This is a genomic window from Microbacterium sp. ProA8 (assembly GCF_039905635.1).
GTDB classification, from domain to species: domain Bacteria; phylum Actinomycetota; class Actinomycetes; order Actinomycetales; family Microbacteriaceae; genus Microbacterium; species Microbacterium chionoecetis.
In genome coordinates, this window is the sequence record NZ_CP157000.1 from 693157 (window position 1) to 706863 (window position 13707).

Sequence of the window (13707 nt, forward strand, 5' to 3'; positions counted from 1 at the left end):
GTGTCGATGCGCACGCGCCGCGCCGCCCCTCGGCCCGAGCATCTCGTGCCCGGGCGTGCGTCCTCACCCCGCGGCAACGGCGGCGCGGCGGTACCATTCCCGCATGGCGGACACGATCGCCGGGCTCGAGCGGGCTCGGGCGGCATATCGGTCCGGTGACTGGGAGACGGCGCGGGACGGCTTCGCAGCGGCCCGGGATGGGGCGGCGGCCACCGGCGACGATCTGCGCGCCCTCGCGTCGTGCGAGTGGTGGCTCGGTCGCCAGGAGGCGGGGCTGGAGCACCTCGAATCCGCGTTCCGGGCGTTCTCGCGCGAGGGCGCCGAGATGGCCGCCGCCGAAGCGGCCCTCGTCATCGCGCTGGTGCGGCTCACCCGCGCCGAGCTGACAGTGGGCACCGCGTGGGCCCGGCGGGCGCACAAGATCCTCGCGGGCCTCCCCGACGGGCGGGGCCACGCCTACGACGTCTACCTGACCGCGAGCATGGACCTCGACGACACGGGAGCGCTCTGGCCCGCCGAGAGCGTCTCGCGCATGCAGCAGCTGGCCGACGAGCTGCGGGTTCCGGCGGTGTCGGCGCTGAGTGCCGTCGTGTCAGGGATGCACGCGATCCGCGCCGGACGCACCGCCGAGGGCTTCGCCCAGCTCGACGAGGCGATGCTGTGCGTCGTCTCGGACGATCTCGAGCCCGAGTGGGCGGGCGACGTGCTCTGCACGACCATCCACGTGTGCCATGAGCTGGCGGACTTCCAGCGCATGGCCGACTGGACGCGCGCGGCAGAAGCATGGTGCGCGTCGCGCGGTGCCCACGTCGTCTACGCCGGCGTGTGCCGTGTGCACCGGCTCGAGCTGCAGTCGGCGAGCGGGGAGTGGGATGCCGCGGAAGCGGCGCTGCAGCGCGCGTGCGACGACCTCGGATCCGACCATCCATGGGTCGCCGGCGAGGGCTGGCACCAGCTGGGCGAGATCCGCCGGCTGCGCGGCGACGGGGCGGGGGCACGCGCGGCGTATGGCCGGGCGCGATCGGCCGGCATCGATCCGGTCCCCGGCGAGGCGCTGCTCGTGCTCGCAGAAGGCGAGCCCGAGCGGGCCGCGGAGATGATCACGACGTCGCTCGAGCAGCGCGACCGCATGGGTCGGGCGCGGCTGCTGCGTCCGGGCGTCGAGATCGCGCTCGCCACCGGGCGGACCGAGTGGGCCCAGCAGCTGCTCGACGAGCTCGAGGCCGACGCCCGCGCCTTCGGCAGCGACGGATTCCAGGCGTGGGCAGCCCACGCCGGCGGGATGGCGATGCTCCACGCCGGCGACGCCGCAGGCGCGATCGGCCGCCTGCACGTTGCCCTCGACCTCTTCCGGCGGCTGCGTCAGCCCTGGGAGCAGGCGAACGTGCTGTACTGGCTGGCCTCCGCGCACGAGCGGCGTGGCGACGCCGCTCTCGCGGGGCAGCTGCGCGAGCAGGCGGGCGTCATCTTCGAGCAGCTGGGTGCGCCGCCCGTGGTCGTCCGCTCCGCTTCCACGCCGGCCGACGGCGGTCCGCTGACGGCCCGGGAGCGCGAGATCGTCGAGCTGGTCGCACAGGGCAAGGCGAATCGGCAGATCGCCGAAGAGCTTTACATCAGCGAGAAGACGGTGAGCCGGCACCTCGCCAACGTCTACGTCAAGCTCGACGTCGGCTCGCGCACGGCGGCCGCCGCGTGGTGGCACGAGCAGGCCGGCCCACGCGGCCGCTGATCCCGCGCCGGGGCCCGATGATCCCAGCCCACGCCGCTCGCGGTGCCTCTGCTCGTCGGACCCATTGATCGGCGTGGGCGCTGGTCCGTTGTGCGGGGCAGCGCATCGAGCGCGGGTCGATGCACCGAATGGTGCAGACCGCCCCGCCAAGTTGCGTAGTTCACCCGACGCGCCGGCGACCGGCTGCTCCGTAGCGTCGGAACCAGACATTCGAAGCACGCACGAAGGAGACGACGATGTCCACCACGACCATCACCGAAACAGCCGCCGAATCAGGAACTGACGCGACGGCGGAGTTCGCCGACCGGCTCATGGGCGCGACGCTCGGCTGGTTCGACATCATGGCCATCCACCTGGGCTCGCAGCTCGGATGGTACGCCGAGCTGTCGCGGAGCGACGGCCTCACGGCGAGCGAGCTCGCGACGCGCACGAGCTGTGACGCCCGCTACGCCCGCGAGTGGCTCGAGCAGCAGGCGGCGAGCGGCGTCCTGCTGGTCGACGGGGCGCCGACCCCCAACTCGTCCACCGGCGAGGGCGCGTACTCCGGCGCGGCATCCGCGGACGCCCGGCGCTTCCGTCTCGCGCCCGGCGTGGCCGAGGTGCTGCTCGACCGGGGCAGCCTGTCGTACCTCGAGCCGCTCGCGCGCATGGCGGCGGCTGTCTCGGGACAGCTCGAGGCTCTGCTGGAGGCCTACCGCACGGGCGGCGGCGTGAGCTGGGAGCAGCTTGGCAGGCATGCCCGCGAGGCCCAGGCCGACATGAACCGCCCGTGGTTCGACGAGCTGCCCTCGATCGTCGCGGGCAACGATCGCCTCGATGACGTGCTGCGGCGGCCGCAGGCGCGCATCGCCGACCTCGGCGCCGGGGGAGGCTGGTCGTCGATCGCCCTCGCGAAGGCGTATCCGCAGCTGCGCGTGGTCGGCTTCGACATCGACGAGGCGTCGGTCGAGATGGCGAGGCGGAACGCCGCCGAAGCCGGGGTCGCCGACCGCGTCGAGTTCCTGCTGTCCGACGCCGCGCTCGTCGCCGCGCAGGGCCGCTTCGACGCCGTCTTCGCGTTCGAGTGCCTGCATGACATGCCCCACCCCGTGGCAGTCCTCGCCGCGGCACGGGAGGCCGTGCGGGACGACGGCGTCGTGGTGATCATGGACGAGGCGACCGAGGAGCGCTTCACCCCCGACGCGAGCGAGCTCGAACGCCTGCTGTACGGCTTCAGCCTGTTCGTGTGCCTGCCCGACGGCAGGTCGCACCGCCCGAGCGCGGCCACCGGCACGGTGATGCGCCCGGACACCCTGCGCGGATACGCGCGGGCGGCGGGCTGGAGCGACATCCGCGTCCTCGTCCCCGAGTTCGGTCTCTGGCGCTTCTACGAGATCGTCTGAGCTCTCGCGCGGGCGCGGGCTCGGCATCCGTTCCCGCGCCTGACCCGCCGAGCACGACCCGGCAGAATCGCGAGAGGGTGGATCTCCGCACGCACCTCGCCCGCGGGGATCTACCCTTTCGCGATTCCCGGGGGCGAGAATGGGCGGATGCCGCAGCCCGACGCAGACGAGGAGCTCGACGCGATCGCGGCCGAGCTGTACATCCTGCCGCCGTCGGAGTTCACGGCAGCGCGCAACGCCCGCGCCGGCATGGCGGCCGGACCGCTCGCGAAGCAGATCAAGGCGCTGCGCAAGCCGACCGTCGCCGCGTGGGCCGTCAACCTGCTCGCTCAGGATGGGCAGCTCGCCGACGCGGTCGAGCTGTCGGCGGCGCTGCGCGAAGCCCAGGACGACCTCGACGCCGCCGAGCTCGGGCGCCTCGGCAAGCAGCGGCGCCAGCTCGTCGCGGCCCTCGCGAAGCAGGCGGTCGGTCTGGCCCAGGACGCCGGCGGCAACCTGAGCGCCGCCGCGCAGGAGGACGTCGCGAGCACCATCAACGCCGCGGTGATGGATGCCGCAGCCGCCGCCGCGGTGCTCACCGGGCGGCTCGTGACGGCGCTGGAGGCCGGGGACATCGAGCCCGGTGCGCTCGCCGAAGCGGTCGGAGGATCCGTCCCCGGGGTGGTTGCTCCACCTCCCCGTGACGACCTGGCCGAGCGCCGGGCGCGCAAGGCGGCCGAGAAGGCCGCCCGCGAAGCCGAGCGGCTCGCGAACGAGGCCGAGCGGGAACTCGCGCGCGTCGACGCCCGCCGTGCCAAGGCGCAGGAACGCGTCGACCACGTGCGCGAGCGGATCGACGACCTCCGCCGCGACCTCGCGGCGCTCGAGAACGACGAGGCGGGCGCCGTCGACAAGCTCGAGGCGATCGAGCGCGAGCGGGCGGATGCCGCGACGAAGGCCCGCGATGCCGCGAAGGAGTCCGAACGCGCCCAGGCCGCGCTCGATGACGCCTGACCGCGGCGCCCGACCGCTGCGCTGAGAGCCGCGCTGACCACCGCGCCCGACCGCTGCGCTGACCACCGCGCCTGACCGCCGCGCAGGGAAGAGGCATCCGTCTTTCACAGGAGTCTCGTAGGCCCGCCCCATACCGTCGATCGCATGGCGACTCCCGCACCGCTGGTGCCCGCGACGGCGTCCGATGAGGGTGAGATCACGGTCTCGCCGAGCGAGCTGAGGGAGCTGCGAGACGAGCTGCAGCGCTTCATGATGGAGTACCGCTTCGGCCTGCAGGAGGTCGAGACGAAGATCGGCATCCTGCGCGACGAGTTCCTGCTGACCCACGACTACAACCCGATCGAGCACGTCTCGAGTCGGGTCAAATCGCCCGACAGCCTCGTCGAGAAGGTGCAGCGCAAGGGCATCGACGGCGACTTCGCCTCGATCCGCAGCAGCATCACCGACATCGCGGGCATCCGCATCACGTGCAGCTTCACGGCCGACGTGTACCGCCTCTTCGACCTGCTGACCGCGCAGGACGATGTCCGCGTGCTGCAGGTCAAGGACTACATCGCCCAGCCCAAGCCCAACGGCTACAAGAGCCTGCACGCGATCCTCGAGGTGCCGGTGTTCCTGTCGACGGGGCGCATCGAGGTGCCCGTCGAGGTGCAGTTCCGCACCATCGCCATGGACTTCTGGGCGAGCCTCGAGCACAAGATCTACTACAAGTACGCCACGCAGGTGCCGGACGAGCTGCTCGAGAGCCTCAAGGACGCGGCCGACACCGCCGCCGAACTGGACGCCCGCATGGAGCGCCTTCACCGGCAGATCAAGGGCTCCAGCGCCGGGCAGGCGGCACCCGTCGCCGTGCGCGAGATCACGGGCGCTCCCGCTCCCGAGGCGGGCGACTCGGATGCCGCACACCGACGCCGCGACGACGGCGGGCTGCAGGCAGTCTGACGCCTCGGCGCGAACGCCGGAGCGTTCGGCGCGTTTCGTCTCGCTCGTTCCTCGCTCGCTCAACGACCAGCGAGAGAGGTATCGGTCCTTGAGCGAGGGAGCGCCGGCGACCGAGACGAAACGCCTCGGGCCCACGGGCGCGTTTCGTCTCGCCGGATCCCGCGAGCCGGCTCAGCTCGCGAGGACGGCGCTCGTGCCGGCGAGGTATTCGTCGACGTCGCGCGGGCCGAAGACGGCCGTGTTCGCGACATAGCCCTGCGCGAGGGCGACGATCGACCGTGCGGTGCGGGCGGCGAGAGTCTCGGCCTCGGCTGCATCCGCTGTCTGCGCGCGCGCCCACGGCCCGATCGCGTGAGTGAGGGCCGCCCTGAGACGCCCTGCCGTGCGGAGCATCTCGTCGTGCAGCCCCGGCTCGACCATCGCCTCACCCCAGAACTGCAGCACGAGCGAAGTCGACAGTCCGGCGTCGCTGAAGATCGACAGCATGCCGCGGACCACCTGCCGAGGGGTCAGGACCTCGCCGCGGGCGCCTGCGGCCTCCAGCGCGTCGAGCCGCGGCAGAAGGAAGCGCCCGACGACATAGCGGGCGAGTTCCGACTTGGTGGAGAAGTGCGAGTAGATCGCGCCGGTCGACAGGCCCGACTCCTCGACGATGTCGGCGATGGAGGTGTCGCGCACACCTTTGCGCTCGAGCACGCGCAGTGCGGCGCGACCGATCTCGTCGCGGCGGGCTTCGCGGTATTCCTCCGAGACTTTGGGCATGGAAACAGAATAGCGATTCTGTTATTCTCACAAACAGAATCACCATTCTCTTTTAAGCCCTCTTCGGAAGGAGGTCGCGATGTCTCTGCATCGCGCACACACCGACACTCCGGCGCGTCCCACCCGCTGGCCCGTCGCCGCGGCGTTCGGGCTCGTCGGCTCCGTCGTCGTCGCCATCATCGTGATGGCGTTCGTCTGGCCCGCCGCCACGTCACAGCCCCAGAACCTGCCGGTCGGCATCTCCGGACCGACGGATGCCGTCACCGCCGTCGAAGACAAGCTCGGCGAGCAGGACCCGGCGCCCTTCGACCTCCACGAGGTGGACTCGCGAGAGGACGCCGTGGCACAGATCGAATCCCGCGAGCTCTACGGCGCGGTCCTCCTCGGCGATGAGCCCGAGGTGCTGATCGCCACCGCCGCGAGCCCTGTCGCCGCGCAGGCGCTGCGCGGGGTGGCGACCCAGCTGCAGTCGCAGATCGACACCGCCGCCCAGACGGCGCTCACCGAACAGCTCACGGCGATCGTCGGCGCGCTGCAATCCGGCCAGAGGCCGCAGCTGCCGGAAGGCGCCGCGGGCGCCCCGCCGGAGATCCCGACCGTGACCGTCACCGACGTCGTGCCGCTCGCCGAGGGCGACAGCACGGGAGCCGGGCTGGCGGCATCCGTCTTCCCGCTCGTGCTGGGCGGCATGCTGGGCGGCATCCTGCTCACGCTCCTCGTGCAGGGCGTCGTGCGTCGTCTCATCGGACTCGTTGTCTTCGGCATCGCCGCGGGCGCGCTGATCACGCTGGTGATGCAGACGTGGTTCGGGATGCTGACGGGCGACTGGCTGCTGAACGCCACCGTCATCGGCCTCGGTGTGAGTGCGACCTCGGCCCTCATCATCGGCCTTGCGGCGCTGATGGGCCCTGCCGGCATCGGCGTGGGTGCGGTCATCACGATGTTCATCGCCAACCCCATCGCCGGTGCCGCGATGCCTCCGCAGTTCCTGCCCGAGCCGTGGGGCGCGATCGGCCAGTTCTTCGTGCCGGGCGCGTCGGCGACGCTGCTGCGGTCGGTGATGTACTTCCCGGATGCCTCGACCGCACCGCAGTGGATCATCCTGGGCTCCTGGCTGGTCGGCGGTGTCGTGCTGGCGCTCATCGGACATCAGCGCACCCGCGCCGAGCTCACGCCCCCTGCGCGTCAGCTCGAGCCGGCCGAGCCCACGGAGCCGGTGGCGCCGACGGCTTCACTCGAACCGGCAGAGCCGCTCGCCCGCTGACCGGCCGCACGGTTGCGCGTTCCGGCGCCGCCCCGACGGGCGGCGCCGGATCCAGCGCTCCCCGCGGGGTGCGTGCCCGCCGAGCGCGCCCATGCCGTCGACCGGTCCTGGCTAGTCTGTTCGCGTGGACGACCTCGAACCGACGCTGCTGGTGATCCCGATCCTGGCGGTGCTGGCGCCGCTGCTGGCGCGGGGGATCGGCCGGTGGATGCGGGTGCCCGTGGTGGTGTTCGAGCTCGTGCTCGGCATCCTGGTGGGTCCTGCCGTGCTCGGCTGGGCGGTGCCGAGCGAATTCGTCGACACACTGTCGGAGTTCGGGCTGGCGATGCTCTTCTTCGTCGCGGGCACCGAGATCGAGTTCGGCTCGTTCCGGGGCCGCCTCGGGCGCCGGGCGTCCCTCGGGTGGCTCATCAGCCTCGCCGCGGGGATCGCGGCGGGCTTCGTGCTCGCGTCGGGGGAGGCGGCGATCGTGATCGGCGTCGCGCTGTGCTCGACGGCGCTTGGAACCCTCCTCCCGATCCTCCGGGACGCCGGCGAACTGCCCACGCCGTTCGGCAAGGCCGTCGCCGCCATCGGCGCCGTCGGCGAGTTCGGCCCGCTCATCGCGATCTCGATCTTCCTCGGCGGCCGCGAGCCCGGCCTGTCGACCGTGGTGCTCGCCCTCTTCGCCGGATTCGCGGCGCTCGCCATCTGGCTCGCGTTCCGGGTCCCGCGCGGCGCGATGCACGCGTTCGTGAGCTCCACGCTGCACACCTCGGGGCAGTTCGCGATCCGGGTGGTCTTCGTCATCCTCGCGGCGCTCGTCGCACTCAGCATCGTCCTCGACCTCGACCTGCTGCTCGGCGCCTTCACCGCCGGCATCATCTGGCGCCTCCTCATGCGCGACGCGTCCGAGCCCGACCGCGAAGCGGTGGAGAGCAAGATCGAGGGCGTCGCGTTCGGGTTCCTGGTGCCCATCTTCTTCATCTACACCGGCGTGACCTTCGACCTCGCGGCGCTCCTCGAGGAGCCCGCCACGTTCCTGCTGGTGCCGGTGGTGCTCGTGGCGCTGCTGCTGGTGCGCGGTCTGCCGTCGACCCTCGCCGCGCCCGAGGGATCGTCGCGACGCGATCGGCTCTCCATCGCGCTGCTGGGTGCCACCGGGCTCCCGATCATCGTCGCGGTCACGCAGATCGGCGTCGACGAGAACATCCTGACGACCTCGCACCAGACCGTGCTCGTCGCCGGCGGCATGCTGTCGGTCCTGCTGTTCCCCCTCATCGGCATGGCTCTCCGCGGCGAGCGGGTGAAGGCCACGCCGGCGCTCGAGGACGACATGGCGTGAGCACCCTCGAGCTCTTCGACGCCGCCCGCGCGCGGCTCGCCGACGCCCCGCGCGAAGCGCTGGGCGAGCTCGTCGTTCCTCGGCGCATCCTCGGGGTCGCGCGCGCTCCGCGCGTCGAGCGCCGCGGTGCCGCGTGGCACCTGGGGGTGCTGCTGCTGACCGACGACGCCGTGCTCGCCACGGGGGACATCGTCCGCGCGCGCCAGGAGGCCCGGCGCGGCTACGCCGCCGAGTCCCAGCGGCAGCGTGCCGAGCTCGCCGCAGCCGCGCGGCGCGGCGGCTTCGCGGAGGGCGAGACGGTCCATCTCGGGTGGCGGGTGCTGCAGCCCGGCGCCGTCGACGCCGGCGGAGAGTCGGGCCCGCTCGCCGCGCTCGACGGCGTGGCGAGCGTGCGGTGGAGCGCGGCCGGCGGGCTCATGCCGCTCCAGGCGTACCTCACCGAGCGGGTCGCTCTGCTGCTGGACCCGCCGGGCGGCGCGTAGTCCGGGCGCTACCCGGCGGAGCGCGGACTGTCAATACGCTCAGCGGCGCCACGACGGCACCGTACGGTGTGGGCATGGCCGCTCGGGATCTCACGCGTCAGATCGTCGTCATCAGCGCGTTCTGCTTCATGATCATCGCCGCGATGGTCGGCACCGGGCTGTTCGGCGGCACGCCGGTGCAGGAGCTGCAGGACGGCGCCCTCGATGAGGACGGCTCCTATCTCGCCCCCGCGAGCCCGGCGTTCTCGATCTGGTCGGTGATCTACATCGGCCTCTTCGCCTACACGGTCTGGCAGGCTCTCCCGCGGCAGCGGGCGAGCGAGCGACAGCGCGCGGTGGGCTGGCTCATCGCGGGCACGATGGCGTTGAACGGCCTGTGGCTCGTGATCGCGCAGTTCGGCTCGCTCGCAATGACCGTGCTCGCCATCATCGTGCTGCTGGCGGTGCTGGGCGTCACCTTCCACCGCACGGTCATCGAGCCGCCGGACGGCTGGGCCGACAGGCTGCTCGTCGACGGCGTCACCGGTCTGCACCTCGGCTGGGTGACGCTCGCGACCGTCGCCAACATCACGGCGTGGCTGACGTCCATCGCGCCGCCGGAGTGGGGAGACGCCGCCGACCTGTGGGGCGTCATCGTCCTCATCGTCGTCGGGGTGGTGGGGCTCGGCATCGAGGCGGCGAGCCACTGGCGGCTGGCACCGGCTCTCGCCCTCGCGTGGGGCCTGAGCTGGCTCGCGGTGGCCAGGCTCACCGGCGAGCCGTCCAGCTCGGCGATCGGCGTGACGGCGCTCATCGTCGCGGGCCTGATCCTCGCCGCCGGAGTCATCGGCACCGTGCTGCGCGAGGCGACGGCCATGCGCAACGCCGAGGCGTGAGTCAGACCGACGAGAATCGGTCGGCGAACGCGCGCAGCAGGCGGGCAGGCTCCGTGACGGATGCCGCGAGCACGCGTCCGGCGATGGCGTCGTAGTCCGCAGAGTCGAAGTAGCCGTCGTCCCGGTACACGGCCATGCGCTCCGTGAACGCCTTCGTGGTCGGCTCGGGGTGGAACTGGGTCGCGTAGAGGCGATCGCCGACGCGGTACGCCTGGACGGGGCATCCGTCGTTCGATGCCAGCAGCACCGCTCCGTGGGGCAGTTCCTCCGTGCCCTCCTTGTGGGCGGTGAGCGCCGTGAAGCGCTCGGCGAGGCCGCCGAACACCGGGTCGGTGCGGGCGGCGTCGCCGAGCTCGACGGTGACGGGCCCGGTGTCTTCCGGGAAGGCCCGGCTCACGATGCCGCCGAGGGTGCGCGTCGCGATGCCGATGCCGTAACAGGTGAAGAGCGCGGCAGGTCCCATGCCCGAGGCGGTGTGCTCGGCGATGCGCGCGAGTTCTGCCTCGAGGCGGCGCTGCGCGTCGTGCTTCGTCGACTCCGGGTCGGTGACGTTGAAGGGGCTTCCGCCGATGAGAAAGCCCGCGTACCGCTCGAAGGCGTCGGTCGGCAGCGGTTCGCGGACGAGGTCGTGACGTGCGAGCCGGCTCTCGTCGAGGTGCATCGCCGCGCGGAACGACTCGTACTCGGCGGCCGCCGCGCCCACCTGCGGTCGCACGCAGACATAGAGCAGCGGCGCGGTCGTCATGCTCGAATTCTAGGTCGCCGGTCGTCGCGCGCGCGAAGGCGACGACATCCGCCGTATTCGCCCGGTATTCGTGTATCAAACCGGCACTATCGCGCTCGGGCATGGTGTGGACAGAATGGGCGCTATGACACAGGCTGGCGCCGAGCCATCCGTCGACTCTGCTGAGCCGGCGCGATGGGAGCGCGCCGCCGCACTCTTCGTGCGGTGGCGTGAGGGTGACAGCCGTGCGATGGACGAGCTCGTCCGCCTGATGACGCCGCCGTTGTGGCACGTCGTGCGGGCGTACGGAGTCGACCCTGCGCTGGCACAGGATGTCGTCCAGACGACCTGGCTGACGCTCGTACGCCGTCACGAGACCATCAACGACCCCCTCGCGGTGTCGGGGTGGCTCACGATGTGTGCGCGCCGCGAGGCGTGGCGGGTCGGCAAACAGCATCGGCGTGCCGATGCGACGGAGGCCGAGTCGCTCGAACCCCACCTTCCTGTCCACGAATCCGCCGAGCAGACCGCCGCACAGGACGACGAGACCCGTCGGCTCTGGACAGCGGTCGCCACGCTCAACGATCGATGCCAGCGTCTGCTGCGGATCGTCGCGTTCGAGGACCGCCCCGACTATGCCCGCATCGCCGAAGATCTCGCGATGCCCATCGGATCGATCGGACCGACCCGCCAGCGCTGCCTCGCAAAGCTCCGCGCCGTACTCGAGGGCGACGGATGGAGAGGTGACGACGATGGAAACTGAGGACTTCGCGGCCGACGCCGCGCTCTTCGCACGCATGCGCCGCATGTGGGAGGACGTCGATCCGGTGCCGGCCGGACTGGTCGACCGGATGGTGGCCGCCGTCGCCGTCGAGGACCTCTCGCGCGAGTATGCCCTGCTGACACTCGTCGAGGGCACCCTCGCGGCCGTACGGGGTGAGACCGACACCGCGACGCTGCAGTTCAGCGACGGCACGACCAGCGTGCTGCTGCACGTGACCGCCACCGAGGACGGCGGCAGGCGCGTGGACGGATGGGTGGATGCCACGGCCCTCGCCATCCGGCTGGTGCAGGGCGACCACGAGTGGTCGGCAGAACCGGGCGAGCACGGACGCTTCGCCTTCGACGAGGTCACGCCTGGGGTGGCGCGGCTTCGCCTGGTCGTGAAGGACGCCGACGGCGCTCTGCGCGACTTCCAGACCCCGCAGTTCGAAGTCTGAAAACAGCGAATCGGATGCCTCGGCTGAGGCATCCGATTTCCCATGCGCAGTGCAGTCACATGAAGGGGAATCATGCCTGATTCACAGGACCACAACCACACACCGAGATTGACTTGGCGGCAGCGAGAGGCGCGCCGTGTACGTGCTGCGCTTCTCGACCCCGACATCCTGCCGGTGGGGACCGGATTCGCTCCGACGGTCTACGAGCCCGACGTGCTCCTGCTCACACCGACGGGCAAGACTGTGCCGCGCAGTCTGGACAAGTCGCCCCTCGCCGCGGTAGCGGAGAGGCTCGGCTGGACCGTCGAGATCGAGGACCTCGAGAATCCCGAGCCGCAAGACGGCGTGGGGACCCGCTCGGCCGGGTCGTCGAAGGGCGCGGTTGCCCCCGGCTCCCGCCGACGCAAGGGCGTGGCGCGCACGAGGCGCGTACGCATCGGCGTCGCTCCCGACCCGAACACACAGCAGCCGCTCACCCGTCCCGATGCGGCCCGCCTGCTCGTTGAAGCTCGCCGCGCCGGGGTCACCGGCATCGGGCTCAACCACGTTCTCTCGACCGATTCGCTCGACGTGAATCCGTTCAAGGGCAACCCGTTCAAGGGCAATCCGTTCAAGGGCAACCCGTTCAAGGGCAATCCGTTCAAGGGCAACCCCTCAGGGATCGAGGGGTACGCCTATCCGGGCCTCGGGGGACGGCAGCCGGTGACATTCATCGGTGGAGACCTTCCCGAGCCGAAGCTTCCCCTCGAGGACCGGCCGGTGGTGGCGATCTTGGACACCGGACATGGCAGCCACCCGTGGCTCGACGAAGCCGTGATCGATCCGGTCGCAGAGTACGGCGGCGAGATCGGCATCGTCGACGGTCAAACGGACCCCGACCGATATCCGTCGATCGGCAGCCCCCTGGACGGCGTGGTCGACAGTGCTGCCGGGCACGGCACTTTCATCGCGGGCATCGTGCTGCAGGCGTGCCCGGAGGCCCGCATCCTTCCGGTCCGCATCGCAGATGGCGACGGGCTCATCCTGGAGAACGACCTGATCGCGGCGCTCGGCAGGCTCGTCGACATCGTGGAGGACACCGACGGCGGTGGCCGCATCGATGTCGTGAACCTCTCGTTCAGCTTCTACCACGAGACGCCCGAGCGGCAGTCCGTCGAGAGCGAGCTCTACGACCTGCTGGCGCGTCTGCGACGGGCCGGCACCGTGGTCGTGTGCTCAGCCGGCAACGACGCGACCGACCGGCCCGCCGCTCCTGCCTCGATGCACCACTGGGACGGTGCCGACTGCGGGATCGAGAAAGAGAAGGAAGCCGACCTGGTCCCGCTCGTGACCGTCGGTGCGCTCAACCCGTCCCGTCACACGGTGGCTCTGTTCTCGAACATCGGGGCATGGGTGCAGACCTATGTGCGCGGCGTGTCGGTGCTCTCGATCATCCCGGTCGACTTCGAGGGCGGAATCCAGTCGGACCTGCGCAGCGATGAGTACGGTCACCGGCGCGAGACGCTCGACCTCGACGACTTCCGGTCGGGGTTCGCCGTGTGGAGCGGCACCTCCTTCGCAGCGCCACTGGTGGCCGGCCGCATCGCGCAGCGGCTGGCGGAAGCGCGCGCGGGCTCGGCATCGGCGAAGTCCCAGCCGCTCGTCCAGCACGTGAGCGGGATCGTCCAGGAAGTGCTCGACGAACAGGTGGCGGAGAAGGAGGATCTGTCGGCGATCAAGCCGTCCGACTAGCCGCCGCACGTCCGACCTTCGTCGCATGCGCGGCGAATTCGCGCCATGCTGTGAGGATGACCTTGACGGCTGGGGAGCTGTATCGGCGTGGTCGTGCTCACCTCAATGCGGGTCGCAACGCGGCGGCACGCCGCGAGTTCGCGCGCGCCGCTGCACGGACGGACGATCCTGATCTCCAGGCACGCATCGCCGGTTCGATGGCGGCCGTGGTGATCCGGCAAGGTGACCCCGAAGCGGCTGTGCGCCTCTGCGAGGAAGCGCTCGCATATCCGCGGCTGT

The 13707-nt window shown here is 71.2% G+C and carries 13 protein-coding genes; 11 read left to right on the plus strand and 2 right to left on the minus strand.

All coding sequences use genetic code 11. The annotated features are described in order from the left end of the window. Positions 1 to 103 precede the first annotated feature (103 nt). From ABG085_RS03035 to ABG085_RS03050, 4 genes are all read left to right on the plus strand, one after another. Positions 104 to 1729, plus strand: a complete 1626-nt coding sequence (locus ABG085_RS03035) for a LuxR C-terminal-related transcriptional regulator (RefSeq protein WP_347977971.1) — start codon at positions 104 to 106, stop codon at positions 1727 to 1729. A 236-nt stretch (positions 1730 to 1965) separates the two neighbouring features. Continuing rightward, positions 1966 to 3111, plus strand: a complete 1146-nt coding sequence (locus ABG085_RS03040; protein ID WP_347977972.1) for a methyltransferase domain-containing protein — start codon at positions 1966 to 1968, stop codon at positions 3109 to 3111. A 147-nt stretch (positions 3112 to 3258) separates the two neighbouring features. Next, positions 3259 to 4104, plus strand: coding sequence for a transposase (locus ABG085_RS03045; RefSeq protein WP_347977973.1), 846 nt, complete (start codon positions 3259 to 3261; stop codon positions 4102 to 4104). A 144-nt stretch (positions 4105 to 4248) separates the two neighbouring features. Then, positions 4249 to 5046 (plus strand): GTP pyrophosphokinase family protein, encoded by a 798-nt coding sequence (locus ABG085_RS03050; RefSeq protein WP_347977974.1) that lies wholly within the window; start codon positions 4249 to 4251, stop codon positions 5044 to 5046. A 171-nt stretch (positions 5047 to 5217) separates the two neighbouring features. Here ABG085_RS03050 and ABG085_RS03055 read toward each other — a convergent pair whose 3' ends face one another. After that, entirely contained in the window at positions 5218 to 5808 is a 591-nt protein-coding gene (locus ABG085_RS03055) for a TetR family transcriptional regulator (RefSeq protein ID WP_347977975.1), read from the minus strand. A 79-nt stretch (positions 5809 to 5887) separates the two neighbouring features. On the opposite strand from ABG085_RS03055, the gene ABG085_RS03060 reads away from it, so the two are divergent. The 4 genes from ABG085_RS03060 (at position 5888) to ABG085_RS03075 (ending at position 9753) form a co-directional block, all read left to right on the plus strand. Next, positions 5888 to 7072: an ABC transporter permease gene (locus tag ABG085_RS03060; protein ID WP_347977976.1), complete on the plus strand. Its 1185-nt coding sequence runs from the start codon at positions 5888 to 5890 to the stop codon at positions 7070 to 7072. A gap of 124 nt (positions 7073 to 7196) precedes the next feature. Then, the gene (locus ABG085_RS03065) at positions 7197 to 8396 is read left to right on the plus strand and encodes a cation:proton antiporter (protein ID WP_347977977.1); all 1200 of its coding nucleotides are present in this window, start codon (positions 7197 to 7199) and stop codon (positions 8394 to 8396) included. Further along, the gene (locus ABG085_RS03070) at positions 8393 to 8878 is read left to right on the plus strand and encodes a glutaminase (protein ID WP_347977978.1); all 486 of its coding nucleotides are present in this window, start codon (positions 8393 to 8395) and stop codon (positions 8876 to 8878) included. Before ABG085_RS03065 ends, ABG085_RS03070 begins: the two co-directional genes overlap by 4 nt. 74 nt (positions 8879 to 8952) lie before the next feature. Further along, positions 8953 to 9753 (plus strand): TspO/MBR family protein, encoded by an 801-nt coding sequence (locus ABG085_RS03075; RefSeq protein WP_347977979.1) that lies wholly within the window; start codon positions 8953 to 8955, stop codon positions 9751 to 9753. 1 nt (position 9754) lies between these two features. Here the strand turns inward: ABG085_RS03075 and ABG085_RS03080 are convergent, their stop codons facing one another. Then, positions 9755 to 10498 (minus strand): GMP synthase, encoded by a 744-nt coding sequence (locus tag ABG085_RS03080; protein WP_347977980.1) that lies wholly within the window; start codon positions 10496 to 10498, stop codon positions 9755 to 9757. 124 nt (positions 10499 to 10622) lie between these two features. Between ABG085_RS03080 and ABG085_RS03085 the strand changes: the two genes are divergently transcribed. The 3 genes from ABG085_RS03085 (at position 10623) to ABG085_RS03095 (ending at position 13428) form a co-directional block, all read left to right on the plus strand. Beyond that, positions 10623 to 11240, plus strand: a complete 618-nt coding sequence (locus ABG085_RS03085) for a sigma-70 family RNA polymerase sigma factor (protein ID WP_163617665.1) — start codon at positions 10623 to 10625, stop codon at positions 11238 to 11240. Continuing rightward, positions 11230 to 11697 (plus strand): hypothetical protein, encoded by a 468-nt coding sequence (locus ABG085_RS03090; protein WP_347977981.1) that lies wholly within the window; start codon positions 11230 to 11232, stop codon positions 11695 to 11697. Before ABG085_RS03085 ends, ABG085_RS03090 begins: the two co-directional genes overlap by 11 nt. 72 nt (positions 11698 to 11769) lie before the next feature. Then, positions 11770 to 13428, plus strand: coding sequence for a S8/S53 family peptidase (locus tag ABG085_RS03095; protein WP_347977982.1), 1659 nt, complete (start codon positions 11770 to 11772; stop codon positions 13426 to 13428). Positions 13429 to 13707: the final 279 nt, after the last annotated feature.

Bases quoted from the DNA above. Each gene is read 5' to 3' on its own strand.
- ABG085_RS03035 (WP_347977971.1), top strand. From the start codon at position 104: ATGGCGGACACGATCGCCGGGCTCGAGCGGGCTCGGGCGGCATATCGG.
- ABG085_RS03040 (WP_347977972.1), top strand. From the start codon at position 1,966: ATGTCCACCACGACCATCACCGAAACAGCCGCCGAATCAGGAACTGAC.
- ABG085_RS03045 (WP_347977973.1), top strand. From the start codon at position 3,259: ATGCCGCAGCCCGACGCAGACGAGGAGCTCGACGCGATCGCGGCCGAG.
- ABG085_RS03050 (WP_347977974.1), top strand. From the start codon at position 4,249: ATGGCGACTCCCGCACCGCTGGTGCCCGCGACGGCGTCCGATGAGGGT.
- ABG085_RS03055 (WP_347977975.1), bottom strand. From the start codon at position 5,808: ATGCCCAAAGTCTCGGAGGAATACCGCGAAGCCCGCCGCGACGAGATC.
- ABG085_RS03060 (WP_347977976.1), top strand. From the start codon at position 5,888: ATGTCTCTGCATCGCGCACACACCGACACTCCGGCGCGTCCCACCCGC.
- ABG085_RS03075 (WP_347977979.1), top strand. From the start codon at position 8,953: ATGGCCGCTCGGGATCTCACGCGTCAGATCGTCGTCATCAGCGCGTTC.
- ABG085_RS03080 (WP_347977980.1), bottom strand. From the start codon at position 10,498: ATGACGACCGCGCCGCTGCTCTATGTCTGCGTGCGACCGCAGGTGGGC.
- ABG085_RS03085 (WP_163617665.1), top strand. From the start codon at position 10,623: ATGACACAGGCTGGCGCCGAGCCATCCGTCGACTCTGCTGAGCCGGCG.
- ABG085_RS03090 (WP_347977981.1), top strand. From the start codon at position 11,230: ATGGAAACTGAGGACTTCGCGGCCGACGCCGCGCTCTTCGCACGCATG.
- ABG085_RS03095 (WP_347977982.1), top strand. From the start codon at position 11,770: ATGCCTGATTCACAGGACCACAACCACACACCGAGATTGACTTGGCGG.